The sequence below is a fragment of the Marseilla massiliensis genome (assembly GCF_023336985.1).
In the GTDB taxonomy this organism is placed as follows: domain Bacteria; phylum Bacteroidota; class Bacteroidia; order Bacteroidales; family Bacteroidaceae; genus Prevotella; species Prevotella intestinigallinarum.
On record NZ_JAMBLP010000001.1, the window covers coordinates 1 to 20,432 of the forward strand.

Below are 20,432 nucleotides of genomic sequence, written 5' to 3' on the forward strand. Positions count from 1 at the left end.
GGGGGGTGCGGGGGGGCCGGGGGCGCCTTGGGTGGTGGCGGGTAATGATTGTTTACATGGCAGCAGGCGTGCTGCCAACAGGCTTCGGCGGGTGTGCCGAATGGCCTGTTCCGTCATGCCGTCAGGGCCGTTTTGACCCCCGGCGGGGGCTGTTTTGCAGGGTCAAACGGCCCGTGGCGGCAAGTGGTTGGGCGTCAGCGGGTTGCGGGCAATGGCAGCCTTGTCGGCCAACGGCGAAAGATTTTTACACCTCCGGCATCCCTCCCGTCAGTTTCACAGGCTGTTGATGTATGCCTCGAGCATGGTGTAGCCGTCGGCGCCGGTAGTGTTGCGGTCGGCAGGGTCGTAGGGGTCGAGACCGCGGCCGGCCTCCCATGCGTCGGGCATGCCGTCGTGGTCGGAGTCGGTTGGGGCGGGTAGCGACCTGAGCGTGGGCCATCCGCCCGCATCTTCAGGCGTGTCGATGATGCCCGAAGGTTGCGACGGGTCTTTCATCCGTTTTCGGGCCTTGTATGCCTTGCCCTCTACCGATGCCTTCCCGCTGCGGGCCTCGTCGACTATGCGCGCGTCGACGGCGTCGCGCCTGGGCAGTGTGGCCCCGGCTCCGGCAAGCACCGAGATGTAGGCCTGGGCGGCCGTCTCCTGCCTTATGGGCATTGCCGGCCACGGTTGGCCGAGCCTCACATGCTCGATGTCGACGTCGCCGCCGGCCGGTTGCATGCCGCCGTTCCAGTTGTCGCGGCTCACGCTGTCGCAGCCCTCGACTATGTTGTCGGCCACATACCATTTGCCGTAGTTGTCGGCGCTGCCCCTGAACGACGGCCCGGCTATCCTGCAGGCTGTACGCCCGGGCTGCGTGGCCGGGCCGGGCTTGTAGTAGTTGGCCACCATGTTGACCGTAAACGAGCCGAATGTGTTCTTTATCCCCGGGTGGTCTTTCTCGCCTCCATAGCAGCTGTTGTACCCCCAGTTGTATATTACGTTGTTTCTGTAGTCGTTGTATCCCGCCCCCGAGGCGAAGCGCGGGTTGCGGCTGGAGTGGCAGGCTATCAGGTTGTGGTGGTATGTGGCGTAGTTGTTGCCCTAGATGCCGCCGAATCCGTGGTTGCCCTTTATGTGGTTTGATGCAAAGAGGCTCTCGCTGATGATGCACCACTGTATTGTCACGTTCTCGCACATGTATATCGACATGGTCTCGTCGATGCTCCAGCTGGCCGAAACGTGGTCGAGAATTATGTTTTTGTGGCCCCGGCAACTGATGGCGTCGGCGTCCTGGCCGCTCCTGTCGCCCAGCCTTACGCGCAGGTGGCGTATTATCACTTCGTCGGCCGATATGTTTAGTGGGTAGTCTTTTATGCAGATGCCGTCGCCGGGCGCCGTCTGTCCGGCTATGGTTATGTAGGGGTTGTTGATGGTCAGCGGTTTCTTCAGCTCTATTGTGCCCGATACGCGGAACACAACCGTGCGCGGCCCCTTGGCGTTTACGGCCTGGCGCAGGCTTCCTTTGCCCGAGTCGTTGAGGTTGGTCACTTCATAAACGTCGCCGCCCCGGCCACCAACGGTATACATTCCGTAGCCTTCGGCAGTGGGGAATGCGGGCAGCCTGGCGGCCGTGGCGTTGGCAGCAAGCAGGGCAATGGCTGCAGCTGCCGTCAGAGTCTTTTTCATAATGGTGTCATTTTGTGGTTAATAGTGTCCTTGTTGAAACGGAAAAGCCTCGCAAGGGCAGCGTTGGCGTGCACTTGCGAGGCTTGAGGTGTGTTGCTCATTGCATGCGTTGGAACCCTTCCCAGCGAACGTTCCACTTGCCGTCCTTGGGGAATCCCGGGTTGCTGGGCTCGGCGCAGCCGTCCCACCCGGCGCACATCATGGCCACGGCGGCGAGCAGCGAGCCGTTGCCGGGCATGTAGAGGCGCAGCCGCTTGGGCTCCTGGAAGTTGTGGCCGCTGACGAGGTAGGTGTTCTTGCCCTTGTCGATGAGCAGTGCCTCGAGTGCTGTCTCGGGCCGGCCGAGGCGGGCGGCGGTCATGGCTATCATGCCGTAGTCCCATCCCCATGTGGTGGGCCAGTTCCAGTTTTGCATCACCCAGTCGAGTGTCTTGGTCATCTTTGCCTTGTCATACAGGGCGGGATAGTAGGGCAGCAGGCCGCAGGCGCCGAGCACGGCGGGGTGGTCGGAGCGCGACTTCAGGGCGAAATCTTCGGCCGAAACCTGCTTGCGGCCTGCCTGCTCGGCGGCCACGAAGGGATCGAACTCGGTCGACTTGGCCTTTGAGTCAAACTCGGCGAGAGGCACTCCGGCGGCGTATATGTCGCCATTCTCGGCCAGCGGGGCCATGCGGCTTATTATGTCGTCCCACTCGGCGTTGCGCTCCATGCCCTGGCGCTCACGCCACTGCTGGGCAACGGTGAGCCCGTAGACCCAGTAGGCCTGTTCGAACGGGTGGTGGTAAGAGAAGTCTTTCGACATCGACTCTTGCATGGCTGTCTGCCCGAAGAGCTTGATTGTGCCGCCCTTTGGCGCGCAGGCCTTCGCCCAGTCGGCCATGAACTCGGCCGTCTCGGCCACATACTTGCCGTATTTGTCGAGCGTTGCCTTCGAGGGATTGGCCCGATACATCTCCTCGGCGAGGTAGATGTAGTGCGGTTGCTGCCATGTGAGGAACGAACCCGTGTTCGACGGGGCCTCGCCGGCCCAGGGGTCGGTCATCTTCATCCACCGCGCGCCCTTGAATCCCTGGCGCTCTGCTATCTTCTTGGCTACCGGGTAGGCCACTTCGTTGTACCAGTCGAGCATGGGGGCAATGGTCTTCGGGCGGTTCCACAGGGCAAAGTCGACCGTGTGCCACCATGTCATCTCGAGATGAGGGCGGCCGAACCATGAGTTGTAGGTGAGCCCGGTCTCCTGTGGCGGCGTGGCGTTGGCACAGTTGATTTGCGTGAGGTACTGCGACAGAACCACGCGGCGCTCCAGCTCCTTGGCCCTCGGGTCGGTGCAGGCCGAGAAGTCTGCCATGGCGCCGCCGTTCCAGAAGCGTGGCCAACTCTTCATCACCGCCTTGATGGCTTGGTCGTATGAGTATGAGGTGCTGCGCTTCTTGGGCATTGATGCAGAGTATTCGGCGCAGAAGGTGAGCACGTCGTCGGTGGTGGTGAGGGTGAAGCTGTGGGGTGCCGTCTCCTTGAGAGTAGCGTTGCCTTCCCATTCCAGGCTCACGTAATACTTCGTCTCGTCTACCGTCCGCTCTATCGTTGCGCTGTGGTCGCCCGTCGACACGATGGCCGAACGGTGCAGGTCGGGCTTCGACCAGTCGGCGGCTGCGTCGGCATGCTTGCCTGTCGGGTAGGCGAATTTGAATGTGACGGAGGCGCGTCCGTCCTTGAGCATGTTGCTCTTGATGCGCGAGAAGATGGCGTCGCGGTCTTGGTAGCATGATGTAGAAACCTCCACCAGGGTGCTGTCGGCAGTGAACCGCGAGTTGACAGTGCCGTCCCAAAGGGCCAGTTCCTGGCGTATGCCGCCCAGCTGGGCCAGTTCAATCTTCTTGCCGGCCTTGTCTTTCAGCTCAAGGCCAACTATGCCGAGGTTCAGGCGGTGGGGGTTGATGCGGAAAAAGTCGGTCGCATCCTTGTTGCGACCGGCCTTTTTGTATTCCACTGCGTATGTTTCTTCATGTCCGTGACCCAGGTCGAAGGCCTTCTCCGTCTCGCTCTTGGTCACCGACTTGTCGTTTTTGAACGAGTGCCAGCCCCAGTCCGACATGGTGGTCAGCGGCACTCCGCCCTCGTAGAAGTCCGGGTAGCTCTGCAGTCCGGTAACGTCTACCGTTGCTGCAATGTGGCCGTTGCCCACCGATAGTGACGCCAGCGAGTCGGGACGGGTGACGATTGGGTTGTTGCGCGTCACCACTGCTTGGCGGTCTATGGCCTCTGTGGAATTGTCGGTGTTGTATCCCAGCGCTTCCATCTCGAGCGAAGCCCAGATGAACGGGCCCACTCCCTTGGCGTCGTTGTCGCGCACCGGCTCAGAGAGATAGTAGTCGTAAGAGCCGTCGCGGCGCAGGTTGGGCTTCTTCACGTACTTGGCTATGGTGGGGCTTGTGCCCGGGCCGAGGCCGGCCACGGCGCAACAGTTGGTCAGCGAGATAGTGCTGTCGGGGTTGACCTTGATGAAGTTGTTGATGATTCCGCGGTAAGCGCGTATTCCCGCGTCGCGGTATTTGGCTCCGAGGTAGCCTTTTCGGTATGCCTTGAGCAGCGAGTAGGCAAACATGGTCGAGCATGTCGACTCGAGATAGTTGCCTTCGCGCCCCGGGCTGTCCATCACCTGATACCACACCCCGGTCTTCTTGTCTTGCCATTTTATCACGGCATCGAGGTCTTTCTTGAGCAAGTCGATGACCTCCGAGCGGCGTTCGTAGTCTTCGGGAAGCGCGTCGAGCAGTTCGATGAGCGCCATGGTATACCATCCCTGGGCCCGTCCCCAGCAGTGCTGCGACAGTCCTGTGGTCTTGTCGGCCCAGAACATCTCGCGCGTTTCGTCCCATGCGTGGCGGTTGAGGCCCGTCTTCGGGTCGAGCGTACGGTCGTAAGTCTTCTTTATCTGGTCTACGGCGTCGTCGTAAATCTTGCGCGCCTTCTTGTCGCTGAGCAGCATCTTGGCGGTCATCGCGTGGAAAGGCAGGCCCATGAATATGCCGTCGAGCCACACCTGGTAGGCGTAGATGGCCTTGTGCCAGTATACGCCTTCGTTGGTGCGGGGCTGGTCTTTCATCTGCTTCATGAGCGTCTCGATGGCCTTCAGGTTCTTTTTCTCGGGATAGAGCTCATACATGCGTGCCACGAAATGGCCCGTGCGGATGTTGTCGAGGTTGTAGTCTTTCAGTTTGTAGCCCCGTATCTCGCCCTTGTCGTTTATCATCGTGTCGGTGTAGAGCTTGCAATAGTCTTTAATTTCCTCGCCTCCGTACTTGAGATACGTGTCGAGCATGGCCTCGAGCTCGATGCCCATGACATAGCTCCACTTAGGTTTCTTTGAGAAGTCGAGCAGGTATGACTGCGGCACGCGCTTCATCTCGGAGGCAGTCATCCACTGGCTGTAGTTCTTGTATGGCTTTTCCTGCAGCACAAGTCCGCCGTTTATATATAGGTTGTCGAAGTTGATGTTGCGCGTAAGGCCCTTTATTGTGTTGCCTTCTGCCACTCCGTTGAACTTGCAGTCCTTCACATTGATGTCGTAAACGTTGACGCACGTGTCCAGCGCGATTATTTGCACGCCGTACTTGCTCTTTTGGCACGTCACGTTTTCAAGGTTTATGTTGCGCACCGTAGGCAGGAACCCGCGGCAGCAAATCTCGTTGTGCTCATAGTCGAGGTTGATTTTGAGCACCGATTCGCCGCATTGCCCCACGGTGATGTTGCGTGCATAGATGTTCTCCACTATGCCTCCGCGGCACGTGTTGGTCTTGATGCGTATCACGCGGTCGAGGTTAGGGCTGTCCATTATGTTGTTTTCGGCAAACACGTTGCGGCATCCGCCGGATATCTCGCTGCCTATCACCACGCCGCCGTGGCCGTTTTGCATCTCGCAGTTGCGCACAATGATGTTCTGGCTCGGGCGGTTCCACAGGCGCCCGTCGTTGTTTCGGCCGCTCTTGATGGCTATGCAGTCGTCGCCGGTGTTGAAGAAGCAGTTTTCTATAAGCACGCCGTCGCACGACTCTGGGTCGCATCCGTCGCCGTTGGGGCCGTCGTTGTTGATGTGCACGCCGCGTACGGTGATGTTTTTCGACAGCAACGGGTGAATCACCCAGAACGGAGAGCGCAGCAGAGTGACGTTTTCTATGAGTATGCCGTCGCACTGGTTGAAGTTTATCAGCTGCGGGCGCAGGCCGTCTTCAGGCCCGAAGCGGCGCTCGTTCATGTCGACACCGTCTTCCGCCATCTTCAGCAACCGGGCGCGGCTGCCGTTGCGCTGGCTTATCACACCTTCCTTCCAGCCGTAGTGGGTGGCTCCGCACCACTTCCACCACGTCTCGTTTGTGCCGCCGCCGTCGATGGTTCCCTCGCCGGTGATGGCCACGTCGGTAGCCTTGTATGCGTAGATGCAGGGTGAAAGGTTCCAGCAGTCAAGGCCTTCCCAGCGCGTGGGAACGATGGGATAAAGCTCCGGTTGGAATGCGAACAGGAGCGTGGCGCCTTTTTCTACGACGAGGTTGACATGGCTTTTCATGGTGATGGCGCCTGTGTTGTATGTTCCTGCAGGTACTACAACCCTGCCACCGCCAGCTTTCGAGCATTCGGCTATGGCCTTGTTTATGGCCTTTTGGTTGGATGCTGCCGATGCTTCGGGGCTGGCGCCGTACTTTGTTATCAGGAAATCACGGTCGGCAAACTTCGGTTGCCTGATGCTTTGTTCTATCTGCTTATACTGAGTGTCCCATCCGTCGGCCATAAGGGCTGCGGGGAATAGCAGGCAGAGGAGCAATAAATGTAAGTATTTCATAAATCGTTTTTATATAGTTTCTGAAATGTTATGGCTTCTAAAAACAGACCATATCTTCACAGACGTGGTCTGTTACATTACTACTAAACAATGAGGGAATGCTATTATTAACCCTTTATCACTAACGTCTTTAATTTATTATATAGATTTCTATGGTAAAATAGGTTGGTACTTTAGTTTTGGTTATGTTCCTGATGCAAAGGTACAAAATATTTTTTATGGCGGCGGATAAATTGAAATGTTTTGTTAGGACATTTTAATAAAAACGGGGGAATATTGTTTCTGCAGATGCGTTTGTGGGTGGAAAATCCGTTAAAATACGATTTTCCACCATAAATATGGCTGTATTTTCGATTTTTTGAGGCTCAGAAAGGCCGTTTGGTGGTGATTGACGGCCGTGTGGCTGACGTTGTGCGGCTGTGTTGATTTTGCCAATGTCCAACTCCGTGCAGTCGTTGTGGCGTCTTGTGCCGGTTGCGGTTTGCGCTTCATGCAGCCACGGCGCCAGCCTCGCCCCGCCGCATTCCATGCTACGGCTTGGCCTTGGCTCGGCCCGCTGCGCCTTCGGCTGGGGCGGTGGAATATATGTCCGCTAATATGATTAAGCCGGTTTTGGCCGAGGTGGGCGGCCGGGGCCTGCTACTACCTACGGCATCTTTCATAATGCGCTCATTGTCAGCCACATGCCAAACGGGCCATACGGCACTGCCGAACGGCCCGTTTTGTGTTGCGAAAACGCCCGTTTTGCAGTGCCGTATGGCCCGTTTGGCATTCCCGCCGGTGCGGCGCACAGAGGATGGCGGGCATTTTTTGCGCATCGATTGCCTTTGCGTGGCACTTCTGCCGGTGCAGGTGCCACGCTCGCCACGGTGCTCACCGCCTGAGGGCGGCGAACAGTTTGTCGAGCGCCTCGTCGGCATTGGCGCTGTCGTTGAGCAGGCTTACAAACTTGCTGCCTATGATGGCCCCGGCCGAATAGGCCTGTGCGCTTTCGAGTGTCTGGCGGTTCGACACACCGAAGCCAATCATCCTCGGGTTGTGCAGGTGCATGTCGTCTATGCGGCGGAAGTATTCCAGCCGCTTGTCGTCGAACAGTTGTTGCGCCCCTGTGGTGGCCGCCGACGACACCATGTATATGAATCCATCGGTGTGGTTGTCGATGAAGCGTATTCGTTCGTCGCTTGTCTCGGGCGTGACTAGCATTATTATCCTTATGTTGTGCCTGTCGGCCACAGGCTTCACCGTCTCCATGTAGTCTTTGAACGGCAGGTCGGGTATGATGGCGCCGTCCACCCCGCATTCAGCGCAGCTCTCGCAGAACCGCCCGATGCCGTATTGCAATATCGGGTTGAGGTAGCCCATGAGAATCACCGGCATGGTTATCTCGTCTTTGACGGCCTTGAGTTGCCCGAAGAGCTTGGCCAGCGTCATGCCGTTGCGCAGCGCTTTCGTGGCGGCGTCTTGTATTGCAGGCCCGTCGGCCATGGGGTCGCTGAACGGTATTCCGACTTCCACCATGTCGATGCCACGGCGTTGCATTGCCCTGAGAGTGTCGGCCGTATTGTCTGGCGCAGGGCATCCGGCGCAGAAGTAGAGTGAGAGCAGTTTCCTGTTTCCGGCCTTGCTGAATAGTTCGTTGATTCTGTTCATGTCTTGTTTTGTTTTAGTCTTTGTGTCTGTGTTGTCGTTTCGGCGCTGCGCAGCCTGCCTATGAACCGCCCTATCAGTGCGGCGTCTTTCACGGCGGGGGCCGTCTCGAAGCGCGAATTGATGTCAATGCCGGCCATCATCGGGTGGCACAAGCCGGCTATGCGGTCGGCGTCGTAGGGCCCTATGCCGCCGCTGAGCAGGAATGGCAGGCTGCCGTCGTAGCTGTCAAGGGCCGTCCAGTCAAACTGCCTGCCGCTTCCGCCTGCCGTCGGGCACTTGGTGTCGAAGAGCAGGAAGTCGGCACAGCCGGCATAGGCGGCCCATACCTGCAGGTCGGAGGCACTTGCCACGTGCAACGCCTTTATGAGCCTGACCCCACGGAGCGACCCCGCGCGGAGCGAGCGCCGCAGGCTTTGCATGGCGGCCGGGCTTTCGTTGCCGTGCAACTGTATCAGGTCGAGCCCATGGCGGGCGGCCTGCATTGATATGTAATCGTTGTCGGCGTCGACGAAGACGCCCACTTTCATTATGCCCGGCGGCACGTCTATCTCTACGGCGGCGCCGGGGTGAGCATCCGTAGCGGTGTCCGGCCTGCCCACAAAGCGCGGAGACGAGGGGTGGAAAATAAGCCCGATCCAGTCGGCTCCCGCTGCCGCCACCTCGCTGATGTTGTGCGGATTCCTCATGCCGCAAACCTTTACTGTCAGCTGCATGTGCCTGCCTGTTTTTTCATACGGTTTATCATGTCGCTCAGTTCCTTGCCCGGCGATTCGGCTTTCATCAGGCTTTCGCCTATCAGGAAGCCGCTGAAGCCTGCCTGCCGGAGCACGGCCACAGTGTCGGCACTGCCTATTCCGCTCTCGCTCACCTTGACGGCATCGCCCGGAAGGAGCGGTGCCAGGGCGAGCGAGGCAGCCACGTCGGTGTTGAACGTGCCGAGGTTGCGATTGTTGATGCCGCACAGGTCGGGCCCAAGGGCGGCATATTCCAGTTCGGCCTCGCTGTGCATCTCGAGCAACACCTCGAGTCCGATGTCGTGGGCCGTGCGCATCAGCCCGGTGCATTGTGCCATGTCGAGGCATGCCGCAATGAGCAGTACGGCCGAAGCGCCGCAGAGCCGTGCCCTGAAGAGCTGGCTTTCGTCGACCACGAAGTTCTTGTAGAGAATGGGCACCGTCACTCCCGAGCGCCTTGCCATGGCCACATACTCGTCGCGTCCGCCAAAGAAGCGCTCGTCGGTGAGTATGCTTATGGCGGCGGCACCGGCGTTTTGGTAGGCCAGTGGTATGGTGCTGGCCGAGCCATCGGCCTTAATCCATCCCTTCGAAGGCGACTTGCGCTTGAACTCTGCTATAATGCCAGTGTCCGACTCTGCCACGGCCCGTGCCAGCGACGGAGGGGTGTCGCGGCATTGCCTGTCGACCATGGCGCGCAGTTCGCGCCCGTCGAAGAGCCTTCCGAGGTGCTCGTTTTCGCGGCGTTTCCAATCCACAATCTCGTTGAGAATGTCTTTCATGCTTGCGTTATGAGTTAAGTTCGACAAATCTTCTGAATGTTTTCAGGGCCCGTCCGCTGTCCAACGACTCGCGGGCTATGGCTATGCATTCGTCGATGCCCTTGCTTCCGCGCTCCAGCACCTGTATGCCGAAGGCTGCGTTGGCCACAACAATCTCTTTCTGTGCTGGCAGCGAGGTGTTGTTGAGCACGCTGTCGAATATCTGGGCGGCCTCTTCCTCGGTGGCCCCGGCCACGAGTTCTTCGGGCCTGGCGTGGTGGAGGCCGATGTCTTCGGGCGAGAACACGCGCTCATAGCTGTTGGTGGCCACCTTGAAATCAGACGTAAGGGATATCTCATCGTACCCGTCGGTGCTGTTGACGATGGCGTAGTCGATGCCAATCTTGCGGTATACATTATTATATAGGCGCATCTGGTCGAGAGTGGCCACGCCGAGCAGCTGGCATTGCGGCTTGGCCGGGTTGACGATGGGGCCGAGCAGGTTGAAGCAAGTGGGGAAGTTGAGCGACTTGCGTATGGGCCCCACAAACTTCATCGCGCGTGCAAAGAGCTGTGCGTGCAGGTAAACAATGCCGCACTCACTCAGGCTTCGGTTCAGCTTGCCGATGTCGTCGGTGAACTTTATCCCGTGGCGCGCCATCACGTTTGATGCCCCGCTCGTGCTTGTTGCCGAGTAGTTGCCGTGCTTGGCCACCTTATAGCCGGCCCCGGCAATGACGAAACAGGCCGTGGTTGATATGTTGAAAGTGTTCTTGCGGTCGCCGCCTGTGCCCACAACGTCGACGTATCGCTCGCAGTCGAGGGGCACGGGGACGCCCGTTTCCAGTATTCCGTCGCGGAAGCCCAGCAGTTCGTCGACGGTCACCCCGCGCATCTGCAGTCCGGTGAGCAGCGCCGTTATCTGCTCGGGCGGATATTCGGAGCGGGTGATGCCTATCAGTATGGCCTTGGTTTCTTCCCGGGTCAGTTCCTCGTGGTTGAGCATCCGCTCGAGCGTATTGTTCATGTCTTGTTTCATTGTCGTTGTCTTTGATGTAAGTCTTGTGTCGGTTGAGGTCGATGCCGCCAGTTGGTTGCGGGGCGGCATGGCCGGTGTTGTTTGTATGTTTTTGTTACCATAGGCCCCAGGTCGGTGCCTGTTGTGCAACCTTTTGGCCTTCAGGGTGTTGCGTCGCGTGCGGTTTGCCGTTGCCAAACGGGCCCTTTGGCAGTGCGGCAAGTGCCGTTTTGCATTGCCAAACGGGCCGTTTTGCAATGTGGCCTCGCCCTTGCGGCAGCATTGACTGTGGCGTTGTAATGTTATTTCCTGCTGTTGGCGCTACCTCACGCCGGGTCGGCCGGCGAGCCAGTTGGCCATGATGGTTCGTCCTTGTGGCGTGAGCACGCTTTCGGGATGGAACTGGATGCCGTGTATGTCGTAGCTTCTGTGCTTCAGGCCCATTATCAGTCCGTCGTCGCTCTCGGCCGTCACCTCGAGGCATTCGGGCAGCCCCTCGCGGTTAACCACCCACGAGTGGTATCGCCCCATGGTGATGCGGCGCGGCAGCGAACCGAAGATGTAGTCGTTGCCCAGTTGCGTTCCTTCTGTGGCCACGCCGTGGAACACCTCGCTGAGGTTGGTAAGGCGGGCCCCGAAGGCCTCGCCTATGGCCTGGTGGCCAAGGCAAACGCCCAGCATGGGCTTGCGCCCGGCATACGCCTTGATTGTTTCGGGCATGAGGCCAGCCTCCGACGGTATGCCCGGCCCGGGGCTGAATATCAGCTTGTCGAATGGTTCGAGCTGCCCGATGGCATAGCGGTCGTTGCGCATTACCGTCACTTCGGCCCCCAGTTCGTTTACCAGGTGCCTGAGGTTGTAGGTAAACGAGTCGTAGTTGTCAATGATAGCTATTTTCATTTCTTTATGTTTCTGAATGTCGTTACATCTGTTCGGCCATGCTGATGGCCTTGCGCAGTGCCCCGAGCTTGTTGTTCACTTCCTGCAACTCGCCCTCAACGCTGCTGCGGGCCACGATGCCTCCGCCGGCCTGGAACCACAGCTCGCCGTTGCGGGCCACGAAGGTGCGTATGGTGATGGCCTGGTTCAAGTTGCCGTTGAGGCCTATATAGCCTATGCACCCGCCGTAGGCGCCGCGGCAGTGGGGCTCGTATTGGCTTATCAGCTGCATGGCCCTGACCTTTGGGGCGCCCGAGAGCGTGCCTGCGGGGAAGGTGTCGACGAAGGCCTTTAGCGGGTCGGCGCCCTCGTCGAGCGTTCCGCTGACCCTTGATACGAGGTGGAACACGTGCGAGTATGTCTGCAAGTCTTTGTAGAAGTCGACTCCCACGTCGTGGCAGTTGCGGCTGAGGTCGTTGCGCGCAAGGTCGACCAGCATCACGTGCTCGGCGTTTTCCTTCGGGTCGGAGCGCAGTTGTTCGGCCTTGAGCCTGTCGGAGGCGTCGTTGCCCGTGCGCCTTGCTGTTCCGGCAATGGGGTCGATGAATGCCTTGCGGCCCTCGATGCGGCAGTGGGTTTCGGGCGAAGAGCCGAACAGCCTGAATCCTCCGAAGTCGAAATAAAACAGGTATGGCGACGGGTTGACGGAGCGCAGGGCCCTGTAGAGCGTGAAGTCGTCGCCTTCGTAAGGCTGGACAAAGCGCCTTGACAGCACTATCTGGAACACGTCGCCCCTCATGCAGTGGGCTATTCCGCGCCTTATGTTCTCCCTGTGCTCGTCGTCGGTGAGCGTTGGCACGGCCTCGCCAGTGGTGCGGAAGCCGTAGGTGCCGGCGCAGTCTTTGTTCATTCGCTTGAGCACGCGGTCTATGTCGGCCTCGTTGCCGAGCGTCACCACGGTCATGGTGTTGTCGAAATGGTCGAAGGCCACAACCACCTTATATAATATGTACATCAGGTCGGGGGCGTCGTTGCGTTGCTGTGTCACGTCTTTGACGTCGATGCCTTCGGTGTATCTCACCGCGTTGAACGAGGTGTAGCCGTAGAGTCCGCACAGTTCGGAGCCTTCGCCCTCAACCCTGAAGCTGTCTACAAACTCGCGCAGGGCCTGTTCGATGCCGTAGCCCGGGCCAATGTGCGCCTCTTTGCGCCTGCCGTCGGGGTAGGCCATGGTGCACATGCCGTGGCCTATTGATATGCTTGCCATTGGCTCGACACCTATGAACGAGCGGCTCGTGGCCCTGTCGTGGTAGTCGGAGCATTCCATCAGGGCGCTCATGGGCTGCATGTCGCGCAGCCGCAGGTAGGCTCCCACAGGGGTGTGCAGGTCGGCGAGCACTGTTTTTGCTGTTGTCTTATATTTGTATGTCATGTCTTGTGTTGGTTTGCATTGTTGGTTTGGCCACGCAGGTTGTGGCCCATGTCTGTGTGCCGTGGCCGCCGGCCGCCGCCGGCCGTGGCTCAGAACGTGCCGTATTCGCCGGCCATGGCTTTGTTGGTCAGGTAAGTCTCCACGTCTTTGTCGCCCCTGCCGCTTACCGTGAGCACCACCACATCGTTGCTGTTGAAGTGCATCTTGCCAAGTGCGGCTATGGCGTGGGCGCTTTCCAGGGCGGGTATTATCCCTTCGGTGCGCGTCAGCTCGAATGCTGCGCGAATGGCTTCGTCGTCGTTGATGGCGTAAACCGTGGCCCGCTTCTTTACGGCCATGTTGGCGTGCATGGGCCCGATGCCCGGGTAGTCGAGCCCTGCCGATATTGATTCTGCCTCCATTATCTGGCCGTCGGGGGTCTGCATGACAAGCGTCCTCGACCCGTGCAGTATGCCGACAGAGCCTGCGTGTATCGTGGCGGCGGTGTGGCCGGTGTCGGCTCCCTGCCCGCCGGCTTCTGCCAGCACAATCTTCACGCGCTCATCGTCGATGTAGTGGTATATTGTTCCGGCAGCGTTCGACCCTCCGCCGATGCAGGCTATGAGGTAGTCGGGATAGTCGCGCCCTGTCTTTCTTGCCAGCTGCTCCTTTATTTCCTTCGATATGATGCTCTGTAGTCGCGCCACTATGTCGGGATAAGGGTGGGGGCCGACGGTCGAACCGATGATGTAGAACGTGTCCTGCGGGTGGCAGCACCAGTCGCGTATGGCCTCGTTGGTGGCGTCTTTGAGCGTGTGGTTGCCCGTAAACACGGGGCGCACCTCGGCGCCGAGCATCTTCATGCGCTCCACGTTGACGTGTTGGCGCTCAACGTCGAGCGCCCCCTGGTATACCACACAGGGCATGTCCATCAGTGCGCACACCGTTGCCACGGCCACACCGTGCTGCCCTGCGCCTGTCTCGGCTATGATTCGCTTCTTCCCCATCTTCTTCGCAAGGAGTATTTGGCCCACGGTATTGTTTATCTTGTGGGCCCCGGTGTGGTTCAGGTCTTCGCGCTTCAGGTATAGTTCGCATCCGTAGCGCTCGCTCATGCGGGCCGCGCGGTACAGTGGCGAGGGCCTTCCCACATAGTCGTTGAGCAGCTCCATGTACTCTTGTTTGAACTCTTCCGACTCCATGATTCCAAGGTATTGCTCTTTAAGGGCTTCTACAGTGGAGTATAGAATCTCGGGAACATAGGCCCCGCCAAACTCTCCGTAATATCCGTTCTGGTCAACTAAATACGACTGTTTCATATCTTTAGTGTTGTTGGTTTGCAAATTAAAAAGGCTCGCCGCGGTTGCGACGAGCCTTTGTGTTTATATCTTTGAATACTATGCACAGCTCCGTTACCCGCGATTATCTGAATCTCGAGTTGCGCCACCACCATGCATTGATCATCTGTATCATATCGTTTGTATTTTATTGGTTTACGTTTGCAAAGATAATGCTTTTCTTTTAATCTGCAAATCTTTTGCTTGTTATTTTCTCAAAATGAAATATTTTACCGTAAAATGTGCACTTTCTGTCATGCGTAGGCGCGTTCATAATTATATGGGAAAAACGTGGTCACACACCGAAGCAGTACAGAGTGCAATGGTCGTTTATAATGTTGACCGTATTGAGAAGTATACAGTATTCGCCCGATTCGGTCAAGTCGACGGTAATCAAGAATGATGACTTACCGTATTTTTGGGCGGAAAAGGGCACTTCCTGGTATTCAGTGAGGCAGTAAGGCCCTGTTCTTGTAACGTCCTTGTTCTTTTTCAAAGATAGCTTTCTTGTCTTTTGGACTGAGAATTTGGCCAAAAATATAATGTCATGAGGGTCTGCTTTCTGGTCAGGAACACGTACGATGATTTTCTGTTCGCCCAGTTTCGCCCTTAGGTTTGAGTATTTTTTGTCAACGTAAATCTTTAGTTTGGGAATGTCAGAATAGTCGCTTGCCTGCGTAATCAGCGCAGAGACAGTTTCTTGGTCGTTGCTGTAAGATGTGTTGTCTTTGCTTTTTGTCTTGGCAAAAACCAGTTTTTTAGACTTTAATGATTGGTTCTTGCTTTTGTTGATTCCAACCGTTTTTTCGAGTTGTACGTATTCTTTGTTGTCGAAGTTGCACATGTATGCTTCGCCGATATGCCTTGGTTCGGGTATTGGCAAATCCATTTCAGCAATGTCAATCCGCCCGAGTATGGAATGGTTGACGTAAGCAACATCGCTTTTCTTGATGTCGAACTCTGTGCCGGCACGCAGGTAGACAATGACGTCGCCGCGCATGCTGAGTATTGAGTCGACCTCGAATCCGTCTTTGTCGATGGGTTTTATGAGGTTTTTGCCGTTTTGGGCTGATGTGCAAACAGATATTACTATTGCAACAAACAGTAAATAAGCCTTTTTCATTTGCTTGAGTTTAGGTGTCTGTTAGATTGGTGTTTATTGTGCGGCCACTTGGTATTGCAGCACCTTCTTCAGTCCGGGCATGCTCATGTAGCGCGACTTCACCCCGCTGATGTATACCAGTCGGTTCCACAGATGCGGGTTGTCTACAAGGTTGAGCGCCGCCCTCACGTCCTTGTATTCGGTGAGGCACACCGGGAAGAGGTGCTCGTCGGTCAGGTACTTGAAGTCGTCGAGGTCGGCGGGCTCGTCGGCCAGTATGATGGCAGTGCTGCCTTCAAACGGCTCTGTGAAGTCGGCGTTCCTCATGCTCCGTGTGCATGACGCCACGATATAGCCCCTGACGCAGATGACCTCGCCCACCGTGGCCTCCTGTGCCTCGGCCACGGTCATGTAGTCTATCTGTGCCGTGTCTTTGTTTATTACCCCCTTGTCGGGCCTCGGCTGCTCTTCGTCGGGCTTGGAGCCTTCGTCGAACACATTCTTTTCGCATGCCGCGGTTAGCGAGACGCATGCCATGGCAACAGCCATCATAGTGATTTTTAAGTTAGTTTTAACCATGCTGCAAGTTCTTTGGTTGTCGTTGTTGTTGTAGCCCGGGGCATGTCATCTGTTGCGACGGTAGTCCCATTCGTCGTCGCCCTCGTCGAAATGGTCCTCGCCGTCGTCGTATCCACGGTTTGCAGGCCCGTCGGTGTGGCCGTAGCCGTGGCGTTCCGTTCCACTGCCTGTGGGTTGGCTGCCCCCGTCGTGGCTGCCTTGCCCCCGCCTTGCCGGCGGGTTGGCCGGCCTGTTGCTGCCCTCCGGCCTGCTGCGGGGGGTGTCGTATGTTCGTCCGTCGTTCCATTCGTCGGCCGTGAGCGTCGACATTATTTTGCCGTCGGGCGACACAAGGAATATGAAGTCGTCGTTGTGGCGCCTTGCCTGCACGGCGTATAGCAGTCCGCCGGGCGAGTCGACCACCTTGTTGTCGTTGTCGTCAATGTCTTCGTAGGCCAAGCCTTCTTGCCCGATGGCTTCGATTACGCGTTCCGGCAGCCTTTCGCGCCTTGTTTCCCACAGCGTGCGCACCCAGCGGCTGCTGCCGTCGAAGAGTGCAACCTTCTCCGTGCCATCGTGCACAATCTTCACTTCAAGGTAGCCGTTGTCATAGTCGTGGTCGAGTATGCGGCATCCGTCATAGCGCTGCCTTATCAATTCGTCGGTTCCTTCTGCTTGCCTTGTTTCTCGGTTAATGCTTGTTTCAGGTTTGTTGCTGTCTTTTGTGCCAGTCGTGTTTGTGCACGACATCGTTGCAAAGAGCGACATGACCATTGCTGCTGTCAGTAATGTCTTGTTGGCATTCATGGGCATTTGCATTTTAAATATATTGCCACAAATTTACAGAAAAAATGGCATTATGCAAAGATGTTATTCATTTTTTGCTTTAAAAATTTGCAGTTTAGTTGGAAAATGCTTATATTTGCCATCGGTAAGTTCTATCAGCCATTGTTGATGACCTTATCTATAAGCATCCAGGTTGGCGCGTCCTGCGCCAACCTTTTGTTTTCCCTGCGTATAGGTAGCGTTTCCGTTGGCGTGCGGTGGGGTGGTAATGGCGGTCGGCAGAGTGCAAATTTTGTTGACAAACAGTTGCTTGAGAATGGCTGTGGCGGCGCGTCGGTAGGTCTCGGCGGCAAATTCTGCAATCTCAGGAGAGCTAGGTTAAAGTATTGACTTTCTGGCCGTTGCGGCTGGTGGGGCGGGGGTTGCGCTCCCTCTGGCGCCCAGCGGTGTTGTCAAACAGCCCGTTTTAGAAGCCCGAACGGGCCGTTCCAGCCTTCCAAACATGCCATCTTGCAGTATGCAATGGCGTTCGGCGGGGTGGTTCAAGCCAGGTTTTTCGGCAAAATGGGGCCCGATGGCGGCCGGCGTGCGGCCTTGACAGGGATGTTGGTCTGGCTTTTTGGCAAAATGGTTCCGGCCAACGGGCTGTTTGATATGGTGCAGACGGGGCTGTTTTTTACCAAAAATGTTGACATGTGGATTGCTTGCCACTGTCCGTGGCAGGCATTTGGAAAGACAAAAGTTGCCCGGCCTCACGGTCGGACAACTTTCAAACTAACTTATATAATAATGCACATAATTTTATCTGAACACAGATGGCGCCAACAACGCCAGTGGCTTTGCACTTCGTCTGGAGGGCATGATGGGGCGCCGTGACGCCTTTGTCGGGGTATTAAGTTGTGCTGATGCCTCATGATCCTTGCTCCGAGGAACTTTGGCCCATTGCCGCCTTTGCGGCTGTTGTGGCAGGTCTTCTGACTTCGTTCCACCCCGGGCGCCTTCCCGCCCGGCCTGCGTTAGGCCTGAGCAGTGGACTGAAATGCCCGTGGGTAATAAAGGAACTTACAGCTGCGGGACAGTTGGGGATTTGCACCTCCATTCCCTTTTAATCGCAGTTGCGCGAACCTCAACGCGTGCAAAGTTACAGATAAATAATGTATCAAGGTGGTTAAATGCTGTGAATTTGTGGTTTCGTTAACCCAAATTAACATGGCGAGGGCTCTCGCCACGTGCTTCCGTTGCCATGGTGGCGGCAATGTGAAGCGCCATGAGAGAGCCCTCGCCCTTATGGTTGTTGTTGTCTTGCCCTGCCCCCTGCAGGCGGCAGGGGCCTGTGGCGGTCATTGCTGGTTGATGTCCCAACCTATTGCGCTGGCGCCCAGCACTGCCGCCGATGCACCGTCGAGGCTGCTCACCAGGAACTTGGCCTTGCCTTGGAATATGGGCAGCACGCTTTCGTCGTAGGCGCGCCGTATGGGATCCATTATCAGTTCGCCGGCCTTGACCAGCCCCCCGAAGAACACGAAGGCCTCGGGACTGCTGAATGTGGCGAAGTCGGCGCAGGCCTGGCCCAGCATCTTGCCCGTAAACTCGAATATGTCTTTGGCCATCTTGTCGCCCTTGCCTGCGGCTATGCTGATGTCGAGCGACGTTATGTCTTCGGCATTCATCTCCCTCAGTATCGAAGGCTCGTTGGTGTTGGCCAGCATTTCGCGTGCCGTGCGGGCCACACCGGTGGCCGAGCAGTATGCCTCGAGGCAACCGTGGCGCCCGCATCCGCACAGCCTGCCGCCCTCGCGCACCATTATCACGTGGCCCAGCTCGCCGGCGAAGCCGTCGCTGCCGTACACCAGCTGCCCGTTGACCACGATGCCTGAGCCCACGCCCGTGCCCAGAGTGAGCATGATAAAGTTCTTCATGCCCTTTGCCACGCCGTAGGTCATCTCTCCGAGCGCCGCTGCGTTGGCGTCGTTAGTGAGCGCGACGGGTATGCCTATGGCCTGGGCGAACATGTCGGCCAGCGGAACCACGCCCTTGCCCCACGAGATGTTGGGGGCGCGCTCTATCGTCCCGCTGTAGAAATTGCCGTTGGGAGCGCCAATGCCCATGCCCTTGATCTTGCTTATGCCGCCCACCTGCTCGATTATTATCTGCAGTGAGTCGGTGGCACTCTTCACAAAATCCTCTGCACTTTTGTAGGCCTGGGTCTTTATAGCCGTTGTGGCTTTTATGTAACCGTGACTGTCTACAATGCCGAATACAGCATTGGTGCCTCCCAGGTCGAGGCCTATGACGTACGGTTTGATGCTTTGTTGTATGTCCATATTCATACTATGGTTTTTATTTATGGGTGTTGTTAGTTGCGAAGACAAAGTTATGCAAAAACCATGACAGGCCAAACATTTAGCCTGAAAAACTTGCTCATTTCGTTTATTTTTAGCAATTTTGCATTCGTTATGCCGTTTCCTATACATATAGACATATTGAATTTCATCTTCAAGGGAATCCTTATAGGGATGATTGCGTCGGCGCCGATGGGGCCGGTGGGGGTGCTCTGTGTGCAGCGCACGCTCAACAAAGGCCGTTGGTATGGCTTCGTCACAGGAGTGGGCGCAGCCTTGAGCGACATCATCTACGCCGGGATAACGGGGCTGGGCATGAGCCTGGTGATGGATTTCGTCAACGACCCGGAGAACAAGCTGTACTTGCAAATAGTGGGCAGCGTGCTCCTCTTTGCCTTCGGGGTGTACACCTACCGTACCGACCCGACGCGCAACATGCACCATTCGGGCACCAAGAAAGGCTCGCTGCTGCACAACGGCATAACGGCTTTCCTCGTGACGTTCTCCAACCCGCTCATCATCTTCCTCTTCCTGGCCTGTTACGCACAGTTCGCCTTTGTGCTGCCAGACCATCCTTTCGAGATGTGCGTGGGCTTCCTGAGCATATTCGGCGGTGCCATGCTGTGGTGGTTTGGCCTGACTTGGCTCATCGACAAGATACGGGGGAAGTTCGACGACAACGGCATCAAGCTGATTAATCAGGTCATCGGGGCCGTGGTGATGATTTGTTCGGTCATCATGGTGTTCGGGACAGTGACCAACATATACAGGTTTTTCTGACGAATCATGTTCATAGCACAGCAATTAAGGAAAAAGAACATAGCCGAGTATCTGCTCTACATGTGGCAGATAGAAGATACGATAAGGGCATTCGGATGCTCGCTCTCAAGGATAAGGCGCGAGTATATCGACCATTTCGACTATACCGACGAGCAGAAGGAGGAAGAGGCCGACTGGTTTGGCAACCTCATAAGGATGATGAACCAGGAAGGATGCCGCGAGAAAGGGCACTTGCAGATAAACAAGGTGACCATGCAACAGCTGGCCGAACTGCATGCCCAGCTGCTGCAGAGCCCCAGATACCCTTTCTACAACAGCGAGTATTACAAGGTATTGCCGTTCATAGTCGAGTTGCGCAACCGCGGGGCGAGCAAAGACGAGAATGAGGTTGAGACGTGCTTCAACTCTCTTTACGGCGTCATGATGCTCCGGCTGGCCAAGAAGCCGATAAGCCCCGACACGGAGCACGCCGTGAAAGAGATATCGACGCTTGTAGGGATGCTCAACGACTATTACCTGAAAGACCGCGAGGAACCGCTCGAGTTCTGACCGGCACGCAACGCAATGGT

General features: G+C 56.9%; 16 protein-coding genes and 1 riboswitch. Of the genes, 2 read left to right on the plus strand and 14 right to left on the minus strand.

Annotation, left to right across the window (positions count from 1 at the left end; translation table 11 throughout):
* Positions 1–273: 273 nt before the first annotated feature.
* The 14 genes from M3089_RS15825 to M3089_RS00065 all read right to left on the minus strand — a co-directional run bounded on the left by M3089_RS15825 (position 274) and on the right by M3089_RS00065 (position 19,065).
* A complete protein-coding gene (locus M3089_RS15825; protein ID WP_317236377.1) occupies positions 274–891 on the minus strand; it encodes a hypothetical protein in 618 nt (205 codons plus the stop codon).
* A gap of 192 nt (positions 892–1,083) precedes the next feature.
* Entirely contained in the window at positions 1,084–1,668 is a 585-nt protein-coding gene (locus tag M3089_RS15830) for a pectate lyase family protein (protein WP_317236378.1), read from the minus strand.
* A 97-nt stretch (positions 1,669–1,765) separates the two neighbouring features.
* Complete coding sequence (locus M3089_RS15835; protein ID WP_317236379.1) at positions 1,766–6,505, minus strand: glycoside hydrolase family 88 protein; 4,740 nt, start codon at positions 6,503–6,505, stop codon at positions 1,766–1,768.
* An 873-nt stretch (positions 6,506–7,378) separates the two neighbouring features.
* Positions 7,379–8,155 (minus strand): tryptophan synthase subunit alpha, encoded by a 777-nt coding sequence (gene trpA, locus M3089_RS00015; RefSeq protein ID WP_249081084.1) that lies wholly within the window; start codon positions 8,153–8,155, stop codon positions 7,379–7,381.
* Positions 8,152–8,868 (minus strand): phosphoribosylanthranilate isomerase, encoded by a 717-nt coding sequence (locus tag M3089_RS00020; RefSeq protein ID WP_249081085.1) that lies wholly within the window; start codon positions 8,866–8,868, stop codon positions 8,152–8,154. Before M3089_RS00020 ends, trpA begins: the two co-directional genes overlap by 4 nt.
* The gene (gene trpC / locus M3089_RS00025) at positions 8,859–9,671 is read right to left on the minus strand and encodes an indole-3-glycerol phosphate synthase TrpC (RefSeq protein WP_249081086.1); all 813 of its coding nucleotides are present in this window, start codon (positions 9,669–9,671) and stop codon (positions 8,859–8,861) included. The genes M3089_RS00020 and trpC overlap by 10 nt, the downstream gene beginning before the upstream one ends.
* Before the next feature lie 7 nt (positions 9,672–9,678).
* Positions 9,679–10,689 carry an anthranilate phosphoribosyltransferase gene (trpD, locus tag M3089_RS00030; protein WP_394802227.1) on the minus strand — a complete coding sequence of 337 codons (1,011 nt, stop codon included), beginning with the start codon at positions 10,687–10,689 and terminating at the stop codon, positions 9,679–9,681.
* A gap of 300 nt (positions 10,690–10,989) precedes the next feature.
* Positions 10,990–11,568: an anthranilate synthase component II gene (locus M3089_RS00035; RefSeq protein ID WP_249081087.1), complete on the minus strand. Its 579-nt coding sequence runs from the start codon at positions 11,566–11,568 to the stop codon at positions 10,990–10,992.
* Positions 11,569–11,590: 22 nt separating this feature from the next.
* The gene (locus tag M3089_RS00040; protein WP_249081088.1) at positions 11,591–12,979 is read right to left on the minus strand and encodes an anthranilate synthase component I family protein; all 1,389 of its coding nucleotides are present in this window, start codon (positions 12,977–12,979) and stop codon (positions 11,591–11,593) included.
* A gap of 89 nt (positions 12,980–13,068) precedes the next feature.
* Entirely contained in the window at positions 13,069–14,277 is a 1,209-nt protein-coding gene (gene trpB, locus M3089_RS00045) for a tryptophan synthase subunit beta (RefSeq protein WP_249081095.1), read from the minus strand.
* A 313-nt stretch (positions 14,278–14,590) separates the two neighbouring features.
* Positions 14,591–15,418 carry a hypothetical protein gene (locus tag M3089_RS00050; RefSeq protein WP_249081096.1) on the minus strand — a complete coding sequence of 276 codons (828 nt, stop codon included), beginning with the start codon at positions 15,416–15,418 and terminating at the stop codon, positions 14,591–14,593.
* 33 nt (positions 15,419–15,451) lie between these two features.
* The gene (locus M3089_RS00055) at positions 15,452–15,976 is read right to left on the minus strand and encodes a DUF6359 domain-containing protein (RefSeq protein ID WP_249081097.1); all 525 of its coding nucleotides are present in this window, start codon (positions 15,974–15,976) and stop codon (positions 15,452–15,454) included.
* A gap of 45 nt (positions 15,977–16,021) precedes the next feature.
* Positions 16,022–16,762 carry a hypothetical protein gene (locus M3089_RS00060; protein ID WP_249081098.1) on the minus strand — a complete coding sequence of 247 codons (741 nt, stop codon included), beginning with the start codon at positions 16,760–16,762 and terminating at the stop codon, positions 16,022–16,024.
* A 926-nt stretch (positions 16,763–17,688) separates the two neighbouring features.
* A riboswitch (cobalamin riboswitch) is annotated at positions 17,689–17,885 on the minus strand.
* Positions 17,886–18,081: 196 nt separating this feature from the next.
* Positions 18,082–19,065, minus strand: coding sequence for an ROK family protein (locus M3089_RS00065; protein ID WP_249081099.1), 984 nt, complete (start codon positions 19,063–19,065; stop codon positions 18,082–18,084).
* 132 nt (positions 19,066–19,197) lie between these two features.
* Here M3089_RS00065 and M3089_RS00070 point away from each other — a divergent pair, with 132 nt between their 5' ends.
* Complete coding sequence (locus tag M3089_RS00070) at positions 19,198–19,863, plus strand: LysE family translocator (protein ID WP_205108681.1); 666 nt, start codon at positions 19,198–19,200, stop codon at positions 19,861–19,863.
* 6 nt (positions 19,864–19,869) lie between these two features.
* Positions 19,870–20,412: a DUF4924 family protein gene (locus tag M3089_RS00075; RefSeq protein ID WP_249081100.1), complete on the plus strand. Its 543-nt coding sequence runs from the start codon at positions 19,870–19,872 to the stop codon at positions 20,410–20,412.
* Positions 20,413–20,432 lie beyond the last annotated feature (20 nt).